Origin of the sequence: Streptomyces purpurogeneiscleroticus (genome assembly GCF_020024005.1) — a bacterium.
GTDB classification, from domain to species: domain Bacteria; phylum Actinomycetota; class Actinomycetes; order Streptomycetales; family Streptomycetaceae; genus Streptomyces; species Streptomyces purpurogeneiscleroticus.
This window is the reverse complement of sequence record NZ_NHSG01000301.1, coordinates 1-23,396: the sequence shown is the minus strand read 5'-3', so window position 1 is coordinate 23,396 and position 23,396 is coordinate 1. Positions and strand designations below refer to the sequence as shown.

24 protein-coding genes are annotated in these 23,396 nt (G+C 71.3%); 8 read left to right on the top strand and 16 right to left on the bottom strand.

The genetic code is table 11. The features are described from left to right. Both CCS38_RS19475 and CCS38_RS19470 read left to right on the top strand, forming a co-directional pair. A complete protein-coding gene (locus CCS38_RS19475) occupies positions 1-1,947 on the top strand; it encodes a fumarate reductase/succinate dehydrogenase flavoprotein subunit (protein WP_223734571.1) in 1,947 nt (648 codons plus the stop codon). Beyond that, the gene (locus tag CCS38_RS19470; protein WP_030256414.1) at positions 1,944-2,684 is read left to right on the top strand and encodes a succinate dehydrogenase/fumarate reductase iron-sulfur subunit; all 741 of its coding nucleotides are present in this window, start codon (positions 1,944-1,946) and stop codon (positions 2,682-2,684) included. Before CCS38_RS19475 ends, CCS38_RS19470 begins: the two co-directional genes overlap by 4 nt. A gap of 62 nt (positions 2,685-2,746) precedes the next feature. On the opposite strand, the gene CCS38_RS19465 is transcribed toward CCS38_RS19470, so the two are convergent. Genes CCS38_RS19465 through hisD form a run of 11 tightly spaced genes read right to left on the bottom strand, consistent with a single transcriptional unit; the run spans position 2,747 to position 9,679 of the window. Then, on the bottom strand, positions 2,747-3,337 hold the full coding sequence (locus CCS38_RS19465) for a nitrile hydratase subunit alpha (RefSeq protein ID WP_223734570.1): 591 nt from the start codon (positions 3,335-3,337) through the stop codon (positions 2,747-2,749). Further along, complete coding sequence (locus tag CCS38_RS19460) at positions 3,334-3,627, bottom strand: SH3-like domain-containing protein (protein WP_223734569.1); 294 nt, start codon at positions 3,625-3,627, stop codon at positions 3,334-3,336. The genes CCS38_RS19465 and CCS38_RS19460 overlap by 4 nt, the downstream gene beginning before the upstream one ends. Further along, entirely contained in the window at positions 3,620-3,889 is a 270-nt protein-coding gene (locus tag CCS38_RS19455; RefSeq protein WP_223734568.1) for an SH3-like domain-containing protein, read from the bottom strand. The genes CCS38_RS19460 and CCS38_RS19455 overlap by 8 nt, the downstream gene beginning before the upstream one ends. 53 nt (positions 3,890-3,942) lie before the next feature. Next, positions 3,943-4,698 carry an imidazole glycerol phosphate synthase subunit HisF gene (hisF, locus tag CCS38_RS19450; RefSeq protein WP_223734567.1) on the bottom strand — a complete coding sequence of 252 codons (756 nt, stop codon included), beginning with the start codon at positions 4,696-4,698 and terminating at the stop codon, positions 3,943-3,945. A 6-nt stretch (positions 4,699-4,704) separates the two neighbouring features. Beyond that, positions 4,705-5,094 carry a Rid family hydrolase gene (locus CCS38_RS19445; protein WP_223734566.1) on the bottom strand — a complete coding sequence of 130 codons (390 nt, stop codon included), beginning with the start codon at positions 5,092-5,094 and terminating at the stop codon, positions 4,705-4,707. 15 nt (positions 5,095-5,109) lie between these two features. Further along, positions 5,110-5,832: a bifunctional 1-(5-phosphoribosyl)-5-((5-phosphoribosylamino)methylideneamino)imidazole-4-carboxamide isomerase/phosphoribosylanthranilate isomerase PriA gene (gene priA / locus CCS38_RS19440; protein ID WP_030256435.1), complete on the bottom strand. Its 723-nt coding sequence runs from the start codon at positions 5,830-5,832 to the stop codon at positions 5,110-5,112. Between the two features lie 14 nt (positions 5,833-5,846). Further along, positions 5,847-6,497, bottom strand: coding sequence for an imidazole glycerol phosphate synthase subunit HisH (gene hisH / locus CCS38_RS19435; RefSeq protein ID WP_223734581.1), 651 nt, complete (start codon positions 6,495-6,497; stop codon positions 5,847-5,849). After that, the gene (locus CCS38_RS19430; RefSeq protein ID WP_223734565.1) at positions 6,488-6,652 is read right to left on the bottom strand and encodes a CG2302 family histidine operon protein; all 165 of its coding nucleotides are present in this window, start codon (positions 6,650-6,652) and stop codon (positions 6,488-6,490) included. Before CCS38_RS19430 ends, hisH begins: the two co-directional genes overlap by 10 nt. Further along, positions 6,649-7,242 (bottom strand): imidazoleglycerol-phosphate dehydratase HisB, encoded by a 594-nt coding sequence (hisB, locus tag CCS38_RS19425; protein WP_223734564.1) that lies wholly within the window; start codon positions 7,240-7,242, stop codon positions 6,649-6,651. Before hisB ends, CCS38_RS19430 begins: the two co-directional genes overlap by 4 nt. Continuing rightward, the gene (locus CCS38_RS19420; protein ID WP_223734563.1) at positions 7,239-8,357 is read right to left on the bottom strand and encodes a histidinol-phosphate transaminase; all 1,119 of its coding nucleotides are present in this window, start codon (positions 8,355-8,357) and stop codon (positions 7,239-7,241) included. The genes hisB and CCS38_RS19420 overlap by 4 nt, the downstream gene beginning before the upstream one ends. Further along, a complete protein-coding gene (hisD, locus tag CCS38_RS19415; RefSeq protein WP_223734562.1) occupies positions 8,354-9,679 on the bottom strand; it encodes a histidinol dehydrogenase in 1,326 nt (441 codons plus the stop codon). Before hisD ends, CCS38_RS19420 begins: the two co-directional genes overlap by 4 nt. Before the next feature lie 215 nt (positions 9,680-9,894). Between hisD and CCS38_RS19410 the strand changes: the two genes are divergently transcribed. The 3 genes from CCS38_RS19410 to ybaK all read left to right on the top strand — a co-directional run bounded on the left by CCS38_RS19410 (position 9,895) and on the right by ybaK (position 12,875). Next, the gene (locus tag CCS38_RS19410) at positions 9,895-11,493 is read left to right on the top strand and encodes an oxidoreductase (RefSeq protein ID WP_223734561.1); all 1,599 of its coding nucleotides are present in this window, start codon (positions 9,895-9,897) and stop codon (positions 11,491-11,493) included. Between the two features lie 76 nt (positions 11,494-11,569). Then, complete coding sequence (locus CCS38_RS19405) at positions 11,570-12,343, top strand: LON peptidase substrate-binding domain-containing protein (protein WP_223734560.1); 774 nt, start codon at positions 11,570-11,572, stop codon at positions 12,341-12,343. Positions 12,344-12,374: 31 nt separating this feature from the next. Then, positions 12,375-12,875, top strand: coding sequence for a Cys-tRNA(Pro) deacylase (gene ybaK, locus CCS38_RS19400; protein ID WP_223734559.1), 501 nt, complete (start codon positions 12,375-12,377; stop codon positions 12,873-12,875). Positions 12,876-13,074: 199 nt separating this feature from the next. On the opposite strand, the gene CCS38_RS19395 is transcribed toward ybaK, so the two are convergent. The 4 genes from CCS38_RS19395 to CCS38_RS19380 all read right to left on the bottom strand — a co-directional run bounded on the left by CCS38_RS19395 (position 13,075) and on the right by CCS38_RS19380 (position 17,127). Beyond that, complete coding sequence (locus tag CCS38_RS19395) at positions 13,075-13,770, bottom strand: DUF2567 domain-containing protein (RefSeq protein ID WP_223734558.1); 696 nt, start codon at positions 13,768-13,770, stop codon at positions 13,075-13,077. Between the two features lie 77 nt (positions 13,771-13,847). Then, positions 13,848-14,666: an ABC transporter permease gene (locus CCS38_RS19390; protein ID WP_372457118.1), complete on the bottom strand. Its 819-nt coding sequence runs from the start codon at positions 14,664-14,666 to the stop codon at positions 13,848-13,850. A 43-nt stretch (positions 14,667-14,709) separates the two neighbouring features. Then, positions 14,710-15,738 carry an ABC transporter ATP-binding protein gene (locus tag CCS38_RS19385; protein WP_223734557.1) on the bottom strand — a complete coding sequence of 343 codons (1,029 nt, stop codon included), beginning with the start codon at positions 15,736-15,738 and terminating at the stop codon, positions 14,710-14,712. 63 nt (positions 15,739-15,801) lie between these two features. Next, positions 15,802-17,127 carry an NYN domain-containing protein gene (locus tag CCS38_RS19380; protein ID WP_223734556.1) on the bottom strand — a complete coding sequence of 442 codons (1,326 nt, stop codon included), beginning with the start codon at positions 17,125-17,127 and terminating at the stop codon, positions 15,802-15,804. A gap of 289 nt (positions 17,128-17,416) precedes the next feature. On the opposite strand from CCS38_RS19380, the gene CCS38_RS19375 reads away from it, so the two are divergent. Then, positions 17,417-17,593, top strand: a complete 177-nt coding sequence (locus tag CCS38_RS19375; protein ID WP_223734555.1) for a hypothetical protein — start codon at positions 17,417-17,419, stop codon at positions 17,591-17,593. A 76-nt stretch (positions 17,594-17,669) separates the two neighbouring features. Here the strand turns inward: CCS38_RS19375 and dnaE are convergent, their stop codons facing one another. After that, on the bottom strand, positions 17,670-21,212 hold the full coding sequence (gene dnaE, locus CCS38_RS19370; RefSeq protein ID WP_223734554.1) for a DNA polymerase III subunit alpha: 3,543 nt from the start codon (positions 21,210-21,212) through the stop codon (positions 17,670-17,672). A 180-nt stretch (positions 21,213-21,392) separates the two neighbouring features. Between dnaE and CCS38_RS19365 the strand changes: the two genes are divergently transcribed. After that, entirely contained in the window at positions 21,393-22,727 is a 1,335-nt protein-coding gene (locus CCS38_RS19365) for a DUF2252 domain-containing protein (protein ID WP_223734553.1), read from the top strand. A 102-nt stretch (positions 22,728-22,829) separates the two neighbouring features. Beyond that, positions 22,830-23,396: hypothetical protein (locus CCS38_RS19360; protein ID WP_223734579.1), on the top strand; the 567-nt coding region annotated here is incomplete at its 3' end.

Here is a 23,396-nt window from a genome sequence, read left to right as displayed (position 1 = left end):
ATGAGCACCTACAGCGAGTACCGGACCGGCGAGCCCGTCGCCGACACCAAGGCCCCGGACGGCCCGATCAACGAGCGCTGGGACCGCCGCCGCTTCGAGGCGAAGCTGGTCAACCCCGCGAACCGGCGCAAGCACACCGTCATCGTCGTGGGCACCGGGCTGGCCGGCGGGGCGGCCGGCGCCACGCTGGCCGAACAGGGCTACCACGTAGTCCAGTTCTGCTACCAGGACTCGCCGCGCCGCGCCCACTCCATCGCCGCCCAGGGCGGCATCAACGCGGCCAAGAACTACCGCAACGACGGCGACTCGATCCACCGCCTCTTCTACGACACGGTCAAGGGCGGCGACTTCCGGGCGCGCGAGTCCAACGTGCACCGGCTCGCCCAGATCTCCGTGGAGATCATCGACCAGTGCGTGGCCCAGGGCGTGCCCTTCGCCCGCGAGTACGGCGGTCTGCTCGACACCCGCTCCTTCGGCGGCGTCCAGGTCTCCCGTACCTTCTACGCCCGCGGCCAGACGGGCCAGCAGCTGCTGCTCGGCGCGTACCAGGCGCTGTCCCGGCAGATCGCGGCCGGCACGGTCGAGATGCACCCGCGCACCGAGATGCTGGACCTGATCGTGGTCGACGGGCGGGCCCGCGGCATCGTCGCCCGCGACCTGCTCACCGGCCGCATCGACACCTACTTCGCGGACGCGGTGGTGCTGGCGAGCGGCGGCTACGGCAACGTCTTCTACCTCTCCACCAACGCCAAGAACTCCAACGCCACGGCGATCTGGCGGGCCCACCGGCGCGGCGCGTACTTCGCCAACCCCTGCTTCACCCAGATCCACCCCACCTGCATCCCGCGCTCCGGCGACCACCAGTCCAAGCTGACGCTGATGAGCGAGTCGCTGCGCAACGACGGCCGCATCTGGGTGCCCAAGGCGAAGGGCGACAACCGCCCGCCGGCCGAGATCCCCGAGGACGAGCGCGACTACTACCTGGAGCGCATCTACCCGGCCTTCGGCAACCTCGTCCCCCGCGACATCGCTTCCCGCGCCGCGAAGAACGTCTGCGACGAGGGCCGCGGCGTCGGCCCCGGCGGCCAGGGCGTCTACCTGGACTTCGCGGACGCCATCGCCCGGATGGGCCGCAAGGCGGTCGAGGAGAAGTACGGCAACCTCTTCGACATGTACGCGCGCATCACGGCGGAGGACCCGTACACGACGCCCATGCGCATCTACCCGGCCATCCACTACACGATGGGCGGCCTCTGGGTCGACTACGACCTCCAGACCACCGTGCCCGGCCTCTTCGCCATCGGCGAGGCCAACTTCTCCGACCACGGCGCGAACCGCCTCGGTGCCTCCGCCCTCATGCAGGGCCTGTCCGACGGCTACTTCGTCCTGCCGGCCACCATCAACGACTACCTGGCCCGGCACCCCCACGACGAGGTACCCGACGACCACCCGGCCGTCGTCGAAGCGGTCACCTCCGTCACCGACCGCCTCTACCGCCTCCTCTCCAACAACGGCGACCGCACCCCGGACTCCTTCCACCGCGAGCTGGGCGAGCTGCTGTGGGAGGAATGCGGCATGGCCCGCACGGAGAGCGGCCTGCGCAAGGCCCTGGACCGCATCCCCGAACTCCGCGAGGAGTTCTGGCGCCGCATCAAGGTCCCGGGCTCCGGCCAGGACCTCAACCAGTCCCTGGAGAAGGCCAACCGGATCGCCGACTACTTCGAACTCGCCGAGCTGATGTGCCTGGACGCCCTGCACCGCTCCGAGTCCTGCGGCGGCCACTTCCGCGAGGAGAGCCAGACCCCGGGCGGCGAGGCGGAACGCCGGGACGAGGAGTTCTCCTACGCGGCGGCGTGGGAGTTCACCGGTACCGGCGAGGCGCCCGTGCTGCACAAGGAGCAGCTCGACTTCGAGTACGTCCACCCCACTCAGCGGAGCTACGCGTGAACCTCACCCTGCGCATCTGGCGCCAGTCCGGCCCCGATTCCGCGGGCCGTATGACCGAGTACGACGTGCGGGACATCTCCCCCGAGATGTCCTTCCTCGAAATGCTCGACACCCTCAACGAAGAGCTGATCCTGCGCGGTGAGGAGCCGGTCGCCTTCGACCACGACTGCCGCGAGGGGATCTGCGGCGCGTGCGGCATGGTCATCAACGGCGAGGCGCACGGCCCGGAGCGGACCACCACCTGCCAGCTGCACATGCGGCACTTCGACGACGGCGACACGATCGACATCGAGCCGTGGCGCGCCTCGGCGTTCCCCGTCGTCAAGGACCTGGTCGTGGACCGTACGGCGTTCGACCGGATCATCGGGTCCGGCGGCTACATCACGGCCCCGACGGGCAGCGCGCCCGAGGCGCACGCCACGCCGGTGCCGAAGCCGGCCGCCGACACCGCGTTCGAGCACGCGGAGTGCATCGGCTGCGGCGCGTGCGTCGCGGCCTGCCCGAACGGCTCGGCCATGCTCTTCACCTCCGCCAAGGTCGTCCACCTCAACTCCCTGCCGCAGGGCGCCCCGGAGCGCGAGTCCCGGGTCCTGGACATGGTCGGGCAGATGGACGACGAGGGCTTCGGCGGCTGCACGAACACGGGCGAGTGCGCGACGGCCTGCCCGAAGGGCATCCCGCTGTTCAGCATCACCAAGATGAACCGCGAGTTCGTCCGCGCGGCACGCAAGGCGTGACCGCGTGAGGTGACACAGACCGGCGCCGCGGCAGCAACCGACGCTCCGCAGCCGCGGCGCCCTCAGACCGCGGCGGTCCCGATGAGACCCTCCCGTGTCACGAGGCGGGCGAGTTCTTCCTCGCCCATCGCGTCCGTGCCATCGGGCCGCCGCGGCAGCACCATGTAGCGGCTCTCCGCGCTGGAGTCCCATACGGTGACCGTGACGCCGTCGGGCAGTTCGAGCCCGAACTCCGCCAGGACGGACCGCGGATCGCGGACCACCCGCGACCGATACGCCTCGCTCTTGTACCAGGACGGGGACGGCCCCAGCAGCCCGATCGGGTAGCACGAACACAGCGTGCAGACGAGGACGTGGTGTTCCGTCCGGGTGTTCTCGACGACCTTGAGACGCTGCTCCTGGAGGCCGCCGGCCATCGACAGGCCGAGCTCCGGCAGCGCCGCATTGGCGTCCGCCAGCAGTCGCTCCCTGAAGCCGGCGTCCGTCCAGGCGCGGGCCACCACCCGCGCGCCGTTGACCGGCGACGCGCCGTTCAGCAGCTTCGTCAGGATCGCGTCGAGCTGGTCGTCGCCGACCACCCCGGCCGCCACCAGCCGCTCCTCCAGGCGGCGCACCCGCACCGCCACCGTGCTGCTCGCATGTTCCCCGCTCATGCCCGCTCCTCCGCTGCCTGCTCCAGGTACGACTCCCAGAGATCCACCGTGACCTCGTGCGTGCCCTCGCCCCACAGCTCCCGGGCCGGGAAGGCGACGGTGTAGACGGTCTCCACGCGCGGGTCGGCGATCCCGGCGGCCCGGTCGTCGGCGAGCGGCCACTGCCCCTGGGCCTCCACGATCCGCCCGGTGTGCCCGCGCACGTACCGCGGGGCCCGCGTGTGCCCGTCCGGGTCGACGGTCCGTACCCGTACCCGCTGCCCGGCCGCGAAGGCCGCCGCCTCAGGCATCGCCGAGCACCTTCCGCTCCGCGACCAGCGTCTCGATGGCGTGCAGCCACCGCTCGTAGTACGAAGCCGCCAGATACTCGGCGGGCGCCATCCGCTCCACGGCGTCCCGGAACTCGTCCAGCGTGTAGACCCCGCCGCGCACCAGCGCCATGTTCAGCGCGTACACCCGCGCTTCCCAGTCCGCGTGGAACGGCGGCTCGTCCGCCTCGATCCGCAGCGCGCCGAATCCGGTCTGCCCGCCCACGTCGTTGACTCGACTCATGCGCCGAGCCTACGGCGGTGGCACGCCGCTGACCAGGAGGTATACCGGCCGCGTCAGCGGACCGGGTGCCCCGTTTCGCGGAGGGTGTTCTTGACCTCGCCGATGCGCAGGTCGCCGAAGTGGAAGACGGAGGCGGCGAGGACGGCGTCGGCGCCGGCGTCGATGGCCGGGGGGAAGTCGGTGAGCTTGCCGGCGCCGCCGGAGGCGATGACCGGGATGGTGACGTGCTTGCGCACGGCGGCGATCATCTCGGTGTCGTAACCGTCCTTGGTGCCGTCGGCGTCCATGGAGTTCAGCAGGATCTCGCCGGCGCCGAGCTCGGCGGCGCGGTGGGCCCACTCGACGGCGTCGATGCCGGTGCCGCGGCGGCCGCCGTGGGTGGTGACCTCGAAGGACCCGGATTCGGTACGGCGCGCGTCGACCGAGAGGACCAGGACCTGGCGGCCGAAGCGTTCGGCGATCTCGCGGATCAGCTCGGGACGGGCGATCGCGGCGGTGTTGACGCCGACCTTGTCCGCGCCCGCGCGCAGCAGCTTGTCGACGTCCTCGGGCGTGCGGACGCCGCCGCCCACGGTGAGCGGGATGAAGACCTGCTCGGCGGTGCGGCGGACCACGTCGTAGGTGGTCTCGCGGTTGCCGGACGAGGCGGTGATGTCGAGGAAGGTCAGCTCGTCGGCGCCCTCCTCGCCGTAGATCTTGGCCATCTCGACGGGGTCGCCGGCGTCGCGGAGGTTCTGGAAGTTGACGCCCTTGACGACCCGGCCGTTGTCGACGTCCAGGCAGGGGATGACTCGGACCGCCAGGGTCATGTCTGTTCAGACCTCTCTGAAAGCTTCTAGTTCTACTTGGACCAGGATGCGGGGGTCGACGAAGCCCGAGACCACGACGACGGTCGTGGCCGGGCGGATCGCGCCGAAGAGCTCCTGGTGGGCGCGGGCCGCCTCGTCGATGTCGCGGGTGTGGGCGAGGTAGACGCGGGTGCGGACGACCGCGTCCGCGTCCAGGCCGAACTCCGTGAGGGCGTCGAGTGCCCTGGTGAAGGCGACCCGTGTCTGTTCGTACGGATCGCCCTCGCCGTACAGGACCGTGCCGTTGAACGGCGTCGTGCCCGCGACCTGGACACGGTCACCGGCCGCGACGGCGCGCGCCGCCCCGAACGCCTCTTCCCAGGGTCCTTCACCAGGCACGCGCCGTACGTCGGTCATCGGTCCATCTCCCTGCTAGCGGGTGGCCTCCAGGGCCTCTTCCAGGGTGAACGCCTTGGCGTACAGCGCCTTGCCGACGATCGCGCCCTCCACACCTTCGGGCACCAGCGTCGCGATGGCGCGCAGGTCGTCGAGGGAGGAGACGCCGCCGGAGGCGACGACGGGCCGGTCGGTCGCGGCGCAGACGTTCTTCAGCAGCTCCAGGTTGGGGCCCTGCAGCGTGCCGTCCTTGTTGATGTCGGTGACGACGTACCGGGCGCAGCCCTCGGCGTCCAGCCGGGCCAGCGTCTCGTACAGGTCGCCGCCGTCGCGGGTCCAGCCGCGGCCGCGCAGCGTCGTGCCGCGCACGTCCAGGCCCACCGCGATCTTGTCACCGTGCTCGGCGATGATCTTGGCGACCCACTCGGGGTTCTCCAGGGCCGCGGTGCCGATGTTGACGCGCGCGCAGCCGGTGGCGAGCGCCGCGGCCAGCGAGTCGTCGTCGCGGATGCCGCCGGACAGTTCGACCTTGATGTCCATGGAGCGGGCGACCTCGGCGATCTGCGCGCGGTTGTCGCCGGTGCCGAAGGCGGCGTCCAGGTCGACCAGGTGCAGCCACTCGGCGCCCGACTGCTGCCAGGCCAGGGCGGCCTGGAGCGGGTCGCCGTAGGAGGTCTCGGAGCCGGACTCGCCGTGGACGAGGCGGACGGCCTGGCCGTCGCGGACGTCGACGGCGGGCAGCAGTTCAAGCTTGTTCACAGCGTTCTCCGCGTTCACAGCGTGTCGATCCAATTGCTCAGGAGCTGGGCGCCGGCGTCGCCGGACTTCTCGGGGTGGAACTGGGTGGCCCACAGCGGCCCGTTCTCCACGGCGGCCACGAAGGGCTCGCCGTGCGTGGCCCAGGTGACCCTCGGTGCCTGCATGGCGGGGTTGGTGACCTCCAGTTCCCACTCGTGCACCGCGTAGGAGTGCACGAAGTAGTACCGGGCTTCCGCGTCCAGGCCGGCGAAGAGCTGCGAGTCCCGCGGCGCGTCCACGGTGTTCCAGCCCATGTGCGGGACGATCTCCGCCTTGAGCGGGCCGACCGTGCCGGGCCACTCGTCCAGGCCCTCGGTCTCGACGTCGTGTTCGATGCCGCGGCCGAAGAGGATCTGCATGCCGACGCAGATGCCCATGACCGGGCGTCCGCCGGCGAGGCGGCGGCCCACGACCCAGTCTCCGCGCGCCTCGCGCAGGCCCTTCATGCAGGACGCGAAGGCGCCGACGCCGGGGACCAGCAGCCCGTCGGCGTTCATGGCGGTGTCGTAGTCGCGGGTCACCTCGACATCGGCGCCGACGTGGGCCAGCGCCCGCTCGGCGGACCGGATGTTGCCGAAGCCGTAGTCGAAGACGACCACGTTCTTACGCTGCGTACTCAATTCCAGACCTCCAGCCGCAGGATGCCCGCGGCGAGACACAGCGCCGAGCCGATGGCCAGCACCGCGATCAGGCTCTTGGACATCTGCTGCTTCCAGAAGGAGAAGACCCCGCCGAGCAGAAAGAGTCCCACGAGGATGAAGACCGTCGAGAGACCGTTCACAGCGCGCCCTTCGTGGAGGGCAGGATGCCGGCCGCGCGCGGGTCCCGCTCGGAGGCGTACCGCAGCGCCCGGGCCAGCGCCTTGAACTGGCACTCGACGATGTGGTGGGCGTTGCGCCCGTACGGCACGTGGACGTGCAGGGCGATCTGCGCCTGCGCGACGAAGGACTCCAGGATGTGCCGGGTCATCGTCGTGTCGTACGTGCCGATCATCGGCGCGATGTTCTCGGGCTCGGTGTGGATCAGGTACGGGCGGCCCGAGAGGTCGACCGTGACCTGGGCGAGCGACTCGTCCAGCGGGACGGTGCAGTTGCCGAAGCGGTAGATGCCCACCTTGTCGCCGAGGGCCTGCTTGAAGGCGGCGCCCAGCGCGAGGGCGGTGTCCTCGATGGTGTGGTGGGTGTCGATGTGCAGGTCGCCGTCGGTCTTCACGGTGAGGTCGAAGAGACCGTGCCGGCCGAGCTGGTCGAGCATGTGGTCGTAGAAGCCCACGCCGGTCGAGACGTCGACCTGTCCGGTGCCGTCGAGGTCGATCTCGACGAGGACGGAGGTCTCCTTGGTCTTGCGCTCGACGCGTCCTACGCGGTTCATGCGCCTGTCTCCTTCATGATCGCGCGCACCGCATCGAGGAACGCGTCGTTCTCGGCCGGGGTGCCGGCGGTGACCCGCAGCCAGCCCGGTACTCCGTTGTCACGGACCAGGACGCCCTGGTCGAGGATGGCCTGCCAGGCGGCGTGCTGGTCGTCGAACCGCCCGAACTGGACGAAGTTGGCGTCGGAGTCGACGACCTCGCAGCCGATCGCGCGCAGCTCGTCGACGATGCGGTCCCGCTCGGTCTTCAGCTGCTCGACGTACTTCAGCAGCGTATCGGTGTGCTCCAGGGCGGCCAGCGCGGTGGCCTGGGTGACCGCGGAGAGGTGGTACGGCAGGCGTACCAGCTGTACGGCGTCGACCACGGCCGGGTCGGCGGCGAGGTAACCCAGGCGCAGCCCGGCCGCGCCGAACGCCTTGGACATCGTCCGGGAGACGACCAGGTTCGGCCGGCCCTCGATCAGCGGGAGCAGCGAGGGGCGGTGGCTGAACTCGCCGTACGCCTCGTCGATCACGACGAGCGCCCCGGCAGTGTCCGCCTTCGCGGCCTGCGCGGCCTCGTACAGCGCCAGAACCGTTTCCGCTGCCACGGCGGTGCCGGTGGGGTTGTTCGGCGAGCAGATGAAGACCACGTCCGGCTTGCGCTCGGCGATGGCCTTCTTGGCGGCCTCGACGTCGATGGTGAAGTCGTCGTTGCGCGGGCCGGAAATCCACTCCGTGCCCGTGCCGCGCGAGATCAGGCCGTGCATCGAGTACGACGGCTCGAAGCCGATGGCGCTGCGGCCGGGGCCGCCGAAGGTCTGCAGCAGCTGCTGGATGACCTCGTTGGAGCCGTTGGCGGCCCAGACCTGGTCCTTGGTGACCTCGTGGCCGCCGGTGCCGGACAGATACCGGGCCAGCTCCGTGCGCAGCTCGACCGCGTCCCGGTCCGGGTAGCGATTGAGGTCGCGCGCCGCCTCGGTGACCCGCTCGGCGATCCGCTGCACGAGCGCCTCGGGCAGCGGGTACGGGTTCTCGTTGGTGTTCAGGCGTACGGGCACGTCCAGCTGGGGAGCGCCGTACGGGGACTTGCCACGCAGCTCGTCCCGGATGGGGAGATCGTCGATCCTGGTCACTTGCCCTGCGGGACCTTCCAGTCGAACCTTGCCTTGATCGCCGCGCCGTGCGCCGGGAGGTCCTCGGCCTCGGCGAGGGTCACCACGTGGTGGGCGACCTCGGCCAGTGCGTCGCGGGTGTAGTCCACGACATGGATGCCGCGCAGGAAGGACTGCACGGAGAGCCCCGAGGAGTGGCACGCGCAGCCGCCGGTGGGCAGCACGTGGTTCGAGCCCGCGCAGTAGTCGCCGAGCGAGACGGGCGCGTACGGGCCGACGAAGATCGCGCCGGCGTTGCGGACCCGCGCGGCCACGGCCGAGGCGTCGGCGGTCTGGATCTCCAGGTGCTCGGCACCGTAGGCGTCCACCACCTTCAGGCCCTCGTCCACGCCGTCGACCAGCACGATCGCGGACTGCCGGCCGGCCAGCGCCGGGATGATCCGGTCCTCGATGTGCCGGGTCGCGCGGACCTGCGGCTCCAGCTCCTTCTCGACCCGCTCTGCCAGCTCCTCCGAGGCGGTGACCAGGACGGCCGCGGCCATCGGGTCGTGCTCGGCCTGGCTGATCAGGTCGGCCGCGACGTGCGCCGGGTCCGCCGTGTCGTCCGCGAGGATCGCGATCTCGGTGGGGCCGGCCTCGGAGTCGATGCCGATACGGCCCTTGAGCAGGCGCTTCGCGGCGGCGACGTAGATGTTGCCGGGGCCCGTGACGAGGTTCACCGGCAGGCAGTCCTCGGTGCCGTACGCGAACATCGCGACGGCCTGGGCGCCACCGGCCGCGTACACCTCGTCCACGCCCAGCAGCGCGCACGTGGCCAGGATCGTCGGGTGCGGCAGGCCGCCGAAGTCGGCCTGCGGCGGCGAGGCGACGGCCAGCGACTCGACGCCGGCCTCCTGCGCGGGCACCACGTTCATCACCACGGACGAGGGGTAGACCGAGCGGCCACCGGGCACATACAACCCGACCCGCTCGACCGGCACCCACCGCTCGGTGACCGTGCCGCCCGGCACGACCTTCGTCGTCACATCCGTACGCCGCTGCTCACGGTGGACCGTGCGGGCCCGCTTGATGGACTCCTCCAGGGCGGCCCGGACCGCCGGGTCCAGCTCCGCCAGCGCGGTCCGCAGTGCCTCGGCGGGCACCCGGACCCGCTCGATCTCGACCCGGTCGAACCGATGGGCGTACTCGATCAGCGCAGCCGTGCCACGATGGCGCACGTCCTCGCAGATGGGCCGCACCTTCTCCAGGGCGGCTTCCACGTCGAACTCGGCACGGGGCAGCAGGTCGCGCAGGGCGCCGCCCTCGGGGAGGGCGGCACCGCGCAGATCGATTCGGGAGATCACCCCTCCAGTGTCTCAGACGCGCTGCCGGTGCCCGCCGCCCGTATCAATCGGTGATACGTAGTGCCCGGGGTGATCCTGACCACTGGCGTTCACCCGGTCACTCAGTGGGAATGGGGTTCGTGGGGTGGCACGCCGGTACGTGTGGGGAGCCCGGTACGCAGGAGAGACGGCAGCGCCCGGTGCGGCGCCGCCGGGAACGAGAGGGGGAGGCCGCGGTGAGTGACCCCACCGACGGCGACGCGCCGCCGGAGCTGGACCTGACCTCGGCGGAATGGAGCCTGTGGCAGGCGTTCCGCAACGGCAGCACATGCGATCTGCGCACCGACGACCCGGCGCGCAATGATCCGCACGCCCGCCACGAGTGGGGCCCCGAGCGCACGGTGCGCGCCCGGATCATCGCCCTCCTCCTGCTGAACGGCCCGCCGGCCCAGCCCGGCCGGGTCTCCGCGCTGAAGCTCACCGGCGCGTACATCACCGACTCCCTCGACGTCGCGGGCGGCACAATCGAGCCATTTGTGGAGCTGCGCGACTGCCGCTTCGAGAGCGAGATCATCCTCCCCGAGAGCCGCTTCACGACGCTCCGCATGGTCAACTGCGCCATCCCCCGGCTGGAGGCCGCCCGCCTGCACACCGAGGGTGACCTGCACCTGCCGCGCTGTATCGTCCAGCGCGGCATCCGGCTCACCGACGCCCAGATCGGCACGGACCTGATGCTGAACCAGGCCGTGGTGCACAAGGACCGGCGTGGCCGGTCCATCACCGCGGACGGGCTGAACGTCGGCCAGGACCTGCAGGCCGAGATGCTGGAGTCCTACGGCGAGCTGTCGCTGCGCGGCGCGACGATCGGCGTGTCGCTGAGCCTGCGCGGCAGCCGGCTGAGCAATCCGTACGGCCGCCGGGCCCTGAACGCCCCGCAGCTCACCGTGGAGCGCACGCTCTACCTCACCGCCGCCGGTCTCTCCGGCTCGGTCTCCAGCTCCGCCACGCCCCCGTACGGCATCACCACGACCCCGGCGCGCGGCACCCGTATGCAGCGCTTCGAGTGCGAGGGCGGCATGCGGCTGGACGACGGGCGCTTCGGGGACGCCGTCGACCTGGACCAGGCCCGCTTCATACTGGAGTCCGACCAGGAACTGTCCATGCGCCGCATCCAGACGCCCGAGCTGCGCTTCCTGGGCGAGCGCCCGCAGCGCGGGCGGGTCATCCTCTCCGGCGCCCGGGTCGTGAACCTCGTCGACAAATCGACCAGCTGGCCCGGTCTGGGCGGCCTGTGGATGGCCGGTTTCGCCTACGAGACGCTGATACCGCGTGGCCACTTCCCGCTCTCGCTGCGCCTGCAGTGGGTGGCGGCCGCCACGCCCGAGTACGCGCCCGAGCCGTACGAGATGCTCGCCGCGGCGCTCCGCCGCAGCGGCGAGGACTCCGACGCACGCGAGGTCCTCCTCGCCAAGCAGCGCAGACGCCGCGAAACGCTGCCGCTCGCCGCGAAGTCCTGGGGCTTCCTCCAGGACTGGACGGTGGCCTACGGATACCGCCCCGGCCGCGCCGCCGTGTGGATGGCCGTCCTGTGGGCGGTGGGCACGGTCTTCTTCTCGCAGAACCCGCCGCACGCCCTCAAGCCGGGCGAGACGCCGCTGTGGAATCCGTATCTGTACACGCTCGACCTGCTGCTGCCGGTCATCAACCTCAACCAGGACAGTTACTGGCGGCCCGAGGGCGGCTCCCAGTGGGCCGCCGCTGTCATGATCCTGGCGGGCTGGGTGCTGGCCACCACGGTCGCCGCCGGTGCCTCGCGGCTGCTGCGCCGCCAGTAGAGCGGTGGGGCCGGGAAACACTCCTGTGACGCCCGGCCCCTCCGGGGGCGCCGCCGACCATTTAGGCTTACGGGCTGTGACCTCCGTGCGCCTACCGCTCTTCCCGCTGAACACGGTGCTGTTCCCGGGCCTCGTGCTTCCGCTGAACATCTTCGAGGCGCGGTACCGAGCTCTGATGCGGGACCTGCTCGACCTCCCGGAGGACGAGCGCCGCTTTGGAGTCGTCGCGATCCGCGACGGCCGCGAGGTCGCCGCCACCGCTCCCGGGATGCCCGACAGCACCGCCCTCCCCGACAAGGGAGCGGCGGCCGGCTTCGGCGACGACCCGATGCGCGCCTTCCATCCCGTCGGCTGCGTCGCGGACGCGGCGACCATCCAGGAGAAGGGCACCGCCGCGGGCCCGGCCCCCGAGGGGAGCGACGAGAACACCTCCTACGAGGTGCTGACCACCGGCACCACCCGCTTCCGGCTGCTCTCCGTCGACACCTCCGGGCCCTATCTCACCGGCGAGATCGAGCCGTTGGAGGAGGAAGAGGGGGAGGGCGCGGGCGCCCTCGCCGTCGGCGTGGAGCGGGCGTTCCGCATGTACCAGAAGAAGCTGGCCTGGGCGAACGAGCGGACGGTGACCAGCTCCCAGGAGCTCCCGGACGACCCCGCCGTCCTGTCCTACCTGGTGGCCGCCGCGACCGTCCTGGACGTGCCGCGCAAGCAACAGCTCCTGGAGGCCGGGGACGTCGCGTCCCGTCTCGCGCAGGAGCTGAAAATGCTGCGCCAGGAGACCGCGGTGATCGGTAAGCTCCCGTCGCTGCCGGCCGTGGACCTCACCCGGCAGCCGACCAGCCCGAACTGACACGAGCCCGAACCGACACGAGGACGGGACGTTGGCGAAGAAGTCCAAGAACGGCAAGCAGGGCGGCACCCCCGCGACGGTCGCCCTGACCCGGGCAGGCGTCCCCTTCACCACGCACGCCTATGAGCACGACCCCGCCACCGCCTCGTACGGCGAGGAAGCGGCGCAGGCCCTCGGCGTCTCCCCCGACCAGGTCTTCAAGACGCTGCTGGCGGACGTCGACGAGACCCTGACCGTGGCCGTCGTGCCCGTCTCCGGCTCGCTGGACCTCAAGGCCCTCGCGGCCGCGGTCGGCGGCAAGCGCGCCACCATGGCCGACCCCGCGCTCGCCGAGCGCACCACGGGCTACGTACGCGGCGGCATCTCCCCCCTCGGCCAGCGCAAGAAGCTCCGCACCGTACTGGACGCCTCTGCAGAGGCCCTGGCCACCATTTGCGTCTCGGCGGGCCGCCGCGGCCTGGAGGTCGAGCTGTCCCCCAAGGACCTGGCGACGCTCACCGACGCGGTCCTCGCCCCGATCGGCCGCGCCTGAGCCGTACGTCCACGGCCGACGAGCACCCTTTACGGCGCGCGCCACTGCGACTAGTACCCGTAGGGACCCCGACCGAGGAGGTCCCATGTCGAAGAAGACCCGCAAGCGCAAATGGCGCATCAAGAAGGGCCGCGCCAACCACGGCCGCCGCCCGGCGTAGCCCCCGCACCCGCGACCGCGCGCCGCGGCTCCCGGGACGTCAGTCCCTCGGCGGCTGCGGCGCGTGCCAGTCCGGTTCGAACGGCTCGGGGTCGCGCGGGCCGAACATCCCCGTCAGCAGCAGCTGCGTCAGCGCCGCACCGATCGGCCAGGCCAGCAGGGCGCCCTTGGCCTGCAGCCGCAGCGGCGCGTCGAAGGCCACGCCCTTGCCCACCGCCTTGGCCTGCGCCACCACGTCCTGCTCCGGCCCCAGCTGCATGCCCAGCCGCCAGGCGAGCACCGAGCCCAGCAGCCCGCCGACCACCAGCGCCACGACCAGCGGCACGCCGCCGCGCCGCCGCCACAGGAAGACCACCGCCGCGCTCAGCACGCCCAGCGCCAGCCCGAGGAGCATGAACGTGCCGTCGGCGCCGACCGACTCCTCGCCCTCGGCGTTCTTCAGGTAGACGGCCCGGCCGTCCGAGACCAGCGGCACGTGCGGCGCCAGCCACGCCCACAGGACCCCGAGCAGCGCCCCGCACACCGTCGTGACCAGCACGATCAGCAGGGCTTCGCGCAGCTCGCTGCGGAGACCGGGGCCGTCGTCCCCGTCCAGGGGGCGGGCGCCGGGCCCGCCGTACTCCTGCGGGGGCGTCGGCACGGAGTCCTCCTCGGTCGCGGGCCGGGCCCACGGGGCGCGGGTGTCCCCCGGCTGCTGGTTCGACGGACGGTCGGGCGGGGTCAGCGGTGCACTCACCCCGCCATCGTGCCAGGTCCCGGCCGCGCCACCGGCGGCAGGACGCCTCTCCGGCCCGGTCGGCCCACCCTGTTCGGTCACCGCACGGCCGCCCGGCGGTACGCCCATGTCGCCACGGCCAGCGAGAGCACGCCGACCCCGGCGCACACGCCCAGATCGGCGCAGATCAGCAGCCAGTCGGGGCGCGCCTCGAAGCTGTGTGCCAGCGCCTCCACGCCGTACGTGGAGGGCAGCAGGTCGCGCGCGTAGCCGATGACGGCGGGCAGCCGCCCGGCCGGCAGCACGCCCAGCAGCAGCGCCGCCGACATGCCCAGCTGGCCGAGGAGCGTGGCCAGTTCCTGGCGGGGCGCGAGCAGCCCGAGCGCGGCGCCCAGACCCGAAAGCGCCGCACCGGAGAGCGGGATGACCGCGACGAGTACCCAGAGGTGGGTCAGCGGCAGCTGGAAGAGGACGCTGCCGGCCACCGCGGTGACGACCGCGCCCGGCACGGTGAAGGACGCGTACGCGGCCGCCGCGCCCAGCACCACGGCCGCCGGCGGCACCGGCAGCGTGGCGTAGTGGTCCAGGCCGCCGCCGGCCCGCAGTTGTCCGAAGTACTGCGCGAGCAGGTTCAGCGCCACGAACGCCACGACGAGCACGCTGGACCCGGACACCACGGCCCGCGCCTCCTCGGCCCCGTCCACGACGCCGCGCATCAGGACCATGATGCCGACGGACTGGAAGGTGGCGACGAACAGCAGCGGGATGCGGGCGACCCGGGCCCGGGAGAGCTGCGCGCGGTACACGGCGGCCAGCGCCGGCCGCAGCCGCGCGCGCGGCGCCAGCTCGGCCGCCGCCGGTACGTCGGGGGCCACGGCACCGGCCCGTCCGCCGGTCACCGCCTCCGCAGAAACCACACTCACGCCGCGCCGCTCCTCTTCCGTTCCGGCCGGGCCGCTCTCACGCCTTCACCAAGCCTTCCTCAGTCCGCCCGCCGAGGGCGAGGTAGACATCCTCCAGGCTGGGCGTGGCGAGCGTGAAATCGTCCAGGGCGGCGAAGGCGGGCCCGCCGGTGACCGCGGCCACCGCGGCCCGGGCCTCGTCCGGTGCAAGCCGCAGCGTCCAGCGCCGCCCGCTCCTGCGTGCGTGCTCGCCGAGCCGGGCGACCTCGGGCACGTCCAGCGGGGCGCGGTCGCGCCAGACCAGTTCCACGCGTACTTCCTCGCCGACCATCTCCTTCAGGCCACCGGGCGTGTCGCAGGCGATGACCCGGCCGCGGTCGATCACCGCGACCCGGTCCAGTACGGTCTCCGCCTCGAGGACGTTGTGGGTGACGAGCAGGACGGTGGCGCCGCGCTCGGCGCGCCGCCGGTCCACGGCCGACCACACCGCGCGCCGCGCGAGGGGGTCCATGCCGGTCGTCGGCTCGTCCAGGACCAGCAGCGGGCGCTCGCCGACCAGCACGGTGGCGAAGCAGGCCAGCCGCCGCTGGCCGCCGGAGAGCTTTTTCAGCGGGCTGCCGGCGATCTTCCCGAGCCCCAGTTCGTCGAGGACGGCGTCCCGCTCGGCGCGCGCGGTGCGGGTGTCCAGGCCGCGCAGCCGGCCGGTGGTCTCCACGGCCAGCGCCACGGTCATCTCGTCCAGCGCGGTGGACTCCTGGCCGAGGTAGGCCAGCAGCCGGGCGGCCCGTTCGGGGTGGCGCACGATGTCGTGGCCGAGCACGGTGACGCTGCCGGAGTCCGGCCGCAGCAGCCCCGTGAGCTGCCGTACCAGGGTGGACTTGCCGGCGCCGTTGGGGCCCAGCAGGCCGAAGATCTCGCCGCCCCGGATGTCCAGGTCGATCCCGTCGCTGGCGCGTACGGCGGGCACGTCGGCAGCACCGCGGCGCCCGCGCACCGCGGGATACGTTTTGACCAGATCCCGCAGGGCCACGACGGTCCCGCCGTCCGCGGCCTGATGCTGCGTGCCCGCTGCTGTGCCCGTCCTCACGAGGAACGAGGGTACGCGCCCGTCGTCGGCCCGCCGCCCGCGGGGCGTCCGGCGGCCGCGCGGTCAGTCGGCCGCCGGCGCGTGCTCGGCGGCCGTGCGCAGGTCCACCTCGCGCCAGAACCCGGCCCGGATGGCGTACCGGTCGTGCTCGTCGATCTGGTCGTCCTTGTGCGCGAGCAGCCCGAACCGGGCGGCGTAGCGCAGCAGCTCGCCGTCGATGCGGTGCGGGATGCGCGGGTACTCCGTGGAGAGCTGCTGGAGGTGCGCGGTGTCGCTGAGGCGTTCGGTCCAGCGGCGGGCGAAGACCTGGCCGACCTCGAAGGGGTCGCCGCCGACCGCGGTGATGTCCTCCTCGCGGTCGGCCCAGCGCTGTTCGGCGCTGGTGAGCTGGGCGAGGGTGGGCAGCGACGCGGTCTCCGGCGGCTCGCCGACCGGCCCGCCGGCCCGCTCCACCCAGCCCTTGTCGGAGGACCAGCGGAGCGTCGCGGCGGCGGGCACGGGGGTCCCCGCGGGCGGTGTCGTGTGGTTCTTGCCGAGGCCCGCGAGGTCCTTGGGGGTGGGCACGCCCTTGCCCGCGGCGGCGCCCGCCTCCTCACGGTCCTCCGTGCAGGTGCCCTCCGCCGTGGTGGGCCCGGCCGGCGCCGCGCCGTCGGGCGCGTCGGCGCGCGGAACGTGCGGGGGCCGGGCCGTGCCGTTGCGTTCGCGGTGGTGGTGCGGGTGGTCGCCGTCCTGGGCGGCCGCCGAGGCGGCAGCGGCGACCGCCGACTCCGGCAGGGGCGCCGAGAGGATCGCGGCGATTTCCGTACGCGGTACGGAGGAGGGCGCGCAGACGCCGCTGATGTCCTTGGCACGCACCGCGCGGGTGATCCACGCGCGGTCCAGCACCCGGCGCTCGTCGGCCTCGGCGACCAGGTCCTCGGACTGGTTGTAGTCCCCATCGGCGGCCTGGACGGCCCAGAGGTGTACGGCCACGCCGTGCTCCTTGGCCGACATCAGGCCGGGCAGCAGATCGCCGTCGCCGGTGACCAGAACGATGTCGGAGCAGGCGCGGTTCCTGGCCAGTTCGGTGAGCTCGGCGTGCATCGCCGCGTCCACGCCCTTCTGTGCCCAGCGGCCGTCGCTGCGGGTCAGGGCGCCCAGCCGTACCGTGACGCGGGGCATCACCCGCAGCCTGCGGTGCTCGGGCTGCGGCACCCGGTCGGGGGCGCCGTCGAACCAGTAGATGCGCAGCAGCTGCCGCTCGGTGTCGGCTTCGGCGCGCTCGCGCAGGCCCTGGATGAGGGCGGCGTGATCAACCGTGATGCGGGACCGGGCGGGCTCTCCGGCCAGCAGGCTCGCGGCGGCGCCCAGCAAGTACCCGGCGTCCACCAGGACGACGCAGCGGTCCACGTTCCACCCTCTTCCCTAAAGGTCCTGCGGTCCGGTCGCCCCCCGGCTCGGCCTGTCGGCTGAGGTGTCTTCGGCTCTCGCCGAGTCTGCTTTCTTCGAGTCTGCCCGACCGGGCGGGGGTTATCTGCCGGAACTCGATCATCGGCGTGGCGCAATACGCCGCCGCTGCCGCGATCCCGCCGCCGACACTCCGCCTCACCCAAGAGAATTGCCCGGAATGCAGCCTTTTGCCCGGCGTGTAACTCTGGCTTCGGCCCCGATCCCAGGATCCCCCTCAGGAGGCACGATCATGGCCAAGAACAAGAAGACCGCGCGGGACCACAGTCAGAAGTCCGCCGGGCAGGCGGAGCGCGGACAGCAGCAGGCGCAGCAGTCGGCGATGGAAGCACAGGCCAGGTCGGCCACCGAGGCCAATCCAGCGGACGTGGCGCGCAAACACCGCGAGCGCCGCTTCGGCCACAACTGACCGGCACCGCACCGTACGGCGAGGGGCGCGCCCGGGACACCCCGGGACGCGCCCCTCTTGTCGTACGCGGAGGGCGTCAGCCGGCCAGGCAGGAGGCGCCGAGCAGTACCTTCAGATCGCCGAAGAGCGACGGGTCGGCGGTGACGCGGTGCTTGTCCAGCCGCAGCACGGTCGTCTTCCGGGTCCCCTGGAGCTTGATCCGCACCTCGGTGGAGCCGCGGTGCTGGTTCAGCACGTCGCCCAGCTTCTCGACCAGCGGCGGGGTGACCTTGAGCGTCGGGATGGTGATCGTCAGCGGTGCGTTCGTGCCCGCGTCCGAGAGGTCGGGGATCATCATCTCCATGGCGACCAGCCGCGGGATGTCCTCGCGCTTGTCGAGCCGGCCCTTGACGAAGACGATCGCGTCCTCGACGAGCTGGGTGGACACCAGCTGGTACGTCGCCGGGAAGAACATGCAGTCGATGGAGCCCGCCAGGTCCTCGACGGTGGCGATCGCCCAGGCGTTGCCCTGCTTGGTCATCTTCCGCTGGAGGCCGGAGATGATGCCGCCGATGGTGACGATCGAGCCGTCCGAGTAGTCGCCGCCGGTCAGCTGCGCGATCGCGGCGTCCGCCTTGTCGGACAGTACGTGCTCAAGACCGAACAGCGGATGGTCCGAGACGTACAGACCCAGCATCTCCCGCTCCTGCGCGAGCAGATAGGTCTTGTCCCACTCGACGTCGGAGAACTCCACGTCCAGGCCGAAGCCGGGGCCGCTCTCGTCGGCGGCGTCGCCCATCCCGCCGAAGAGGTCGAACTGCCCCTCGGCCTCCTTGCGCTTCACCTGCACGACGTTGTCGATCATCGTCTCGTAGTGCGCCATCAGGCCCTTGCGGGTGTGGCCCATCTCGTCGAACGCGCCGGCCTTGATCAGCGACTCGGTGGTGCGCTTGTTGCAGACCACCGCCTCGACCTTGTCCAGGTAGTCCGGGAAGGAGGAGAACTTCCCCTTGGACTTCCGGCTGCGGATGATCGCCTCGACGACGTTCGTACCGACGTTGCGGACCGCCGAGAGGCCGAAGAGGATCACGTCGTCGCCCTGCGCGGCGAAGTTCGCCTCGGACTCGTTGACGTTCGGCGGGAGCACCTTGATGCCCATCTTGCGGCACTCGTTCAGATAGACCGCGGACTTGTCCTTGTCGTCGCGCACCGAGGTGAGCAGCGCGGACATGTACTCGGCGGGGTAGTTCGCCTTGAGGTACGCGGTCCAGTACGTGACCAGGCCGTACGCGGAGGAGTGCGCCTTGTTGAACGCATAGCCGGCGAACGGGACCAGCACGTCCCACAGCGCCTGGATCGCCTCGTCCGAGAAGCCGTTCTTCCGGGCGCCCGCCTGGAAGAGGACGAAGTTCTTCTCCAGCTCCTCGGGCTTCTTCTTGCCCATCACGCGGCGGAGGACGTCCGCCTCACCGAGGGAGTACCCGGCGACGATCTGGGCGGCCTTCTGGACCTGCTCCTGGTAGACGATCAGGCCGTAGGTGAGGCCCAGGACCTCCTTGAGCGGCTCCTCCAGCTCCGGGTGGATCGGCGTGATCTCCTGGCGGCCGTTCTTCCGCTCCGCGTAGTTGGTGTGGGAGTTCATGCCCATCGGGCCCGGGCGGTACAGGGCCGAGACGGCGGAAATGTCCTCGAAGTTGTCGGGCTGCATCTGGCGCAGCAGCGAACGCATCGGGCCGCCGTCGAACTGGAAGACGCCGAGCGTGTCACCCCGGCAGAGCAGTTCATAGGTCTTGGGGTCGTCCAGCGGGATCTCCAGGAGGTCCAGCCTGACGCCCTTGTTGGCCTCCACCATCTTCCGGGCGTCGTCCATGATGGTGAGGTTGCGCAGGCCCAGGAAGTCCATCTTCAGCAGGCCGAGCGACTCGCACTGCGGGTAGTCCCACTGCGTGATCGTCACGCCGTCGGTGTGCCGCGTCCACAGCGGGGCGTGGTCCACGATCGGCTCGCTGGACATGATCACGCCGGCCGCGTGCACACCCATCTGCCGGACCAGGCCCTCCACACCCTTGGCGGTGTCGATGACCTTCTTCACGTCCGGTTCGTTCTCGTACATCGACCGGATCTCCCCCGCCTCGCTGTAGCGGGGGTGCTCCGGGTTGGTGATGCCGTCCAGGTCGATGCCCTTGCCGAGGACGTCGGCGGGCATGGCCTTGGTGAGCCGGTCACCCATCGCGTACGGGTAGCCCAGCACGCGGGCCGAGTCCTTGATCGCGTTCTTGGCCTTGATCTTGCCGTACGTGCCGATCATGGCGACCTTGTCGGCGCCGTACTTCTCGGTGACGTACCGGATCACTTCGACGCGCCGACGCTCGTCGAAGTCGATGTCGACATCGGGCATGGAGACACGCTCGGGGTTCAGGAACCGCTCGAAGATCAGCCCGTGCTCGATCGGGTCGAGGTCGGTGATGCCCATGGCGTACGCGACGATCGAGCCGGCCGCGGAGCCACGGCCCGGGCCCACCGCGATGCCGTTGTTCTTCGCCCACATGATGAAGTCCGCGACGACCAGGAAGTATCCCGGGAACCCCATCTGCAGGATGATGTCCATCTCGTACTCGGCCTGCCGCTGCCGGTCCTCGGGGACGCCGTTCGGGAAGCGGCGCGCCATGCCGCGCCGGACCTCCTCCTTGAACCAGGTGACCTCGGTGTAGCCCTCGGGGATGTCGAACTTCGGCATCAGGTCGCGCTTCTCGAACATCCCGGTGGTGTCGATCATGTCGGCGATCAGCCGGGTGTTGTCGCAGCCCTCCTGCCACGCCTCGGAGGAGTCGATGGCGTACATCTCCTCCGTGGACTTGAGGTAGTAACCGGTGCCGTCGAAGCGGAAGCGGTCCGGATCCGACAGGTTCTTACCGGTCTGGATGCACAGCAGGGCGTCGTGCGCGCTCGCCTCGTGCGAGTAGGTGTAGTGCGAGTCGTTGGTGACCAGCGGGGGGATCCCCAGCTCCTTGCCGATCTTCAGCAGATCCTCGCGGACCCGGCGCTCGATCTCGATGCCGTGGTCCATCAGCTCAAGGAAGTACCGGTCCTTGCCGAAGATGTCCTGGTACTCGGCCGCCGCCTTCTTGGCCTCCTCGTACTGACCGAGGCGCAGCCGGGTCTGGAGCTCACCGGAGGGGCAGCCGGTGGACGCGATCAGGCCCTCGGACCACTGCGAGATGGTCTCCTTGTCCATACGCGGCCACTTCTGCAGCCAGCCCTCCTTGTACGCGTCGGAGGAGAGCCGGAAGAGGTTGTGCAGACCGGTCTTGTTCGCCGCCCAGATCGTCTTGTGGGTGTAACCACCGGAACCGGACACGTCGTCGCGCTTCTGGTGCGGCTGGCCCCACTGGATCTTGCGCTTGTGCTTGCGGGAGGCCGGGGCGACATACGCCTCGATGCCGATGATCGGCGTCACACCGGCCTTCTGCGCACTGTGGAAGAAGTCGTACGCACCGTGGAGGTTGCCGTGGTCGGACATGGCGACGTGCGTCATACCCATTTCATTGGCGGCATTGAACATGTCCTTGAGCCGCGCGGCACCGTCCAGCAGCGAGTACTGGGTGTGAACGTGCAGGTGCGTGAACGGCGGCTTGGCCACGGCGAAGGACCTCCGGGAAACAGTCGGCGGGAGAGGGGTGGACGGTCAGGAAGTCTACGACTCCCCACTGACAATCCGAGCTTCCTCCGGGCACGCGCAGGTAGCCTCGCGCGTTGTCAGTCACAGAACATCCGTCCGGAAATATTCGGCCTTGCCCAGGCCACCAGGAGGCACCCAGCGATGTCGGACCAGCACGCCCCGGCCGAGGACGCAGCAGCGCGCGGCGAGGAGATACTCGCCGTTTTCGACACCGCCTTCGGGGAGCTGCTGGCCGCCGACCCGGCGGCCTTCCGGGTGAAGTTCCGCAAGATGGCCGCCTCCGCCTTCGCCTTCTACCGCGGCACGGCCTGCCTGTTCTACAAGGACCTGGAGGCGGGCAAGGACACCGGCCCGTATCTGGACGACCGGACCGGCAGGGTGTGGATCCACGGCGATCTCCACGCGGAGAACTTCGGCACGTACATGGACGCCACCGGCCGGCTGATCTTCAACGTCAACGACTTCGACGAGGCGTACGTCGGCCCCTTCACCTGGGACCTCAAGCGCTTCGCCGCCTCCGTGGCGCTGATCGGGTACGCCAAGGCGCTCAGTGACGAGCAGATCACCGACCTGGTGCGCACGTACGCCACCTCCTACCGGGAGCGCATCCACGCGCTGGCCACGGGCGCCAGGAACGAAGAGGTGCAGCCCTTCACGCTGGACACGGCGCAGGGGCCGCTGCTGGCCGCGCTGCGCGACGCCCGCTCGCGCACCCGTTTCGCGCTGCTGGACTCGATGACGGAGATCCGCGACTTCGAGCGCCGGTTCGCGCCGGACGGCGGCGCCATCGAGCTGGACGCGGCGACGCGGTACAAGGTCCTCGCGGCGTTCGACGGTTATCTGGAGACGCTCCCGGAGTCCAGCCTGTCCCGGCCGGACTCCTACCGCGTCAAGGACGTGGTCGGCCGCCGCGGCATCGGCATCGGCTCGGCGGGCCTGCCCTCGTACAACATCCTGCTGGAGGGCAACAGCGACGCGCTGGAGAACGACGTCGTCATCTACATGAAGCAGGCACAGACCCCGGCGGTCTCCCGGCACGTCACGGACCCCGAGGTGCGCGCGTACTTCCAGCACGAGGGGCACCGCACGGTGATCTCCCAGCGCGCGCTGCAGGCGCACGCCGACCCGTGGCTGGGCTGGACGGAGCTGGACGGAAGCGGCCAGCTGGTCGCCGAGGTCTCGCCGTACGCCGTCGACCTGGACTGGTCCGACATCGACGAGGTCGAGGAGATCGCGGCGGTGGTGGCCGACCTGGGCCGCGCGACGGCCGCGATGCACGCGGCGGCGGACGACGAGAGCGGCCACTCCCTGGTGCCGTTCTCGACGGAGCGGGCGATCGACGCGGCCATCGCCGCCGACGAGGAGGGCTTCGCCGAGCTGCTGGTGGACTTCGCGCACGGCTACGGCTCCCGGGCCCGCCGCGACCACCAGATATTCGTGGACCTCTTCCGCAACGGCCGCATTCCGGGGATGTGAGCCACGCTGCGCGTCGGGGCCCGGGCCGGGTCCCGACGCAGTCCCGATTCACAGAAACCCCTTAAGCGGTGCTTATCCGGGCCCATGGCAGACTCGATTTCGATGGACATCTCGGCGGCACACCTGCGGGCACTGCGCGCGGCGCTCTTCACGGCGCTCTGCGTGACGCTGTCCGCTGCCTCCCATGTGCTGCTGTCCCGGATGCCGCTGCCGCTGACCACGGTGGCCGCGCTCGCCGCCGCCGTCTTCGTCCTCGCGTACGCGCTGGCCGGCCGGGAGCGCCGCTTCGGGCCGATCGCCGCGTTGCTCGTGCCGCTGGAGCTGGCCGCCGACACGGTCTTCAGCGCCGGCCAGCACGCCTGTTACGGCGCGGCCGGCGGCCCCGTCGCCGGCCCGCTGCGCTCGCTCGGCGTGGACCTGCTGTGCCGCGGCGGCGACGTTGGCGCGCCGCTGGCCCCGGCCGCCGGGCACCAGCCGGCCCCCGCCGGCACCTGGCTGCTGCTGCTCGCCGCGCATGTCGCGGTCGGGCTGCTGGCCGCCGCCTGGCTGCGCCGCGGCGAGGCGGCGCTCGCCCAGCTGCTGGGCGCGCTGGCCGTCTTCGCGCTGCGTCCGCTGCTGGTCGCGGTCGCGGTGCTCACCGCGGGGCGCGCCCCGCACCGCCCGGCCGTC

Excerpts from the sequence above, each read along its gene's own strand:
- CCS38_RS19475 (WP_223734571.1), top strand. The coding sequence starts at position 1 with ATGAGCACCTACAGCGAGTACCGGACCGGCGAGCCCGTCGCCGACACC.
- CCS38_RS19365 (WP_223734553.1), top strand. The coding sequence starts at position 21,393 with ATGTCGGACCAGCACGCCCCGGCCGAGGACGCAGCAGCGCGCGGCGAG.
- hisB (WP_223734564.1), bottom strand. The coding sequence starts at position 7,242 with ATGAACCGCGTAGGACGCGTCGAGCGCAAGACCAAGGAGACCTCCGTC.
- CCS38_RS19465 (WP_223734570.1), bottom strand. The coding sequence starts at position 3,337 with ATGAGCGGGGAACATGCGAGCAGCACGGTGGCGGTGCGGGTGCGCCGC.
- CCS38_RS19460 (WP_223734569.1), bottom strand. The coding sequence starts at position 3,627 with ATGCCTGAGGCGGCGGCCTTCGCGGCCGGGCAGCGGGTACGGGTACGG.
- CCS38_RS19455 (WP_223734568.1), bottom strand. The coding sequence starts at position 3,889 with ATGAGTCGAGTCAACGACGTGGGCGGGCAGACCGGATTCGGCGCGCTG.
- CCS38_RS19375 (WP_223734555.1), top strand. The coding sequence starts at position 17,417 with ATGGCCAAGAACAAGAAGACCGCGCGGGACCACAGTCAGAAGTCCGCC.
- hisF (WP_223734567.1), bottom strand. The coding sequence starts at position 4,698 with ATGACCCTGGCGGTCCGAGTCATCCCCTGCCTGGACGTCGACAACGGC.
- CCS38_RS19445 (WP_223734566.1), bottom strand. The coding sequence starts at position 5,094 with ATGACCGACGTACGGCGCGTGCCTGGTGAAGGACCCTGGGAAGAGGCG.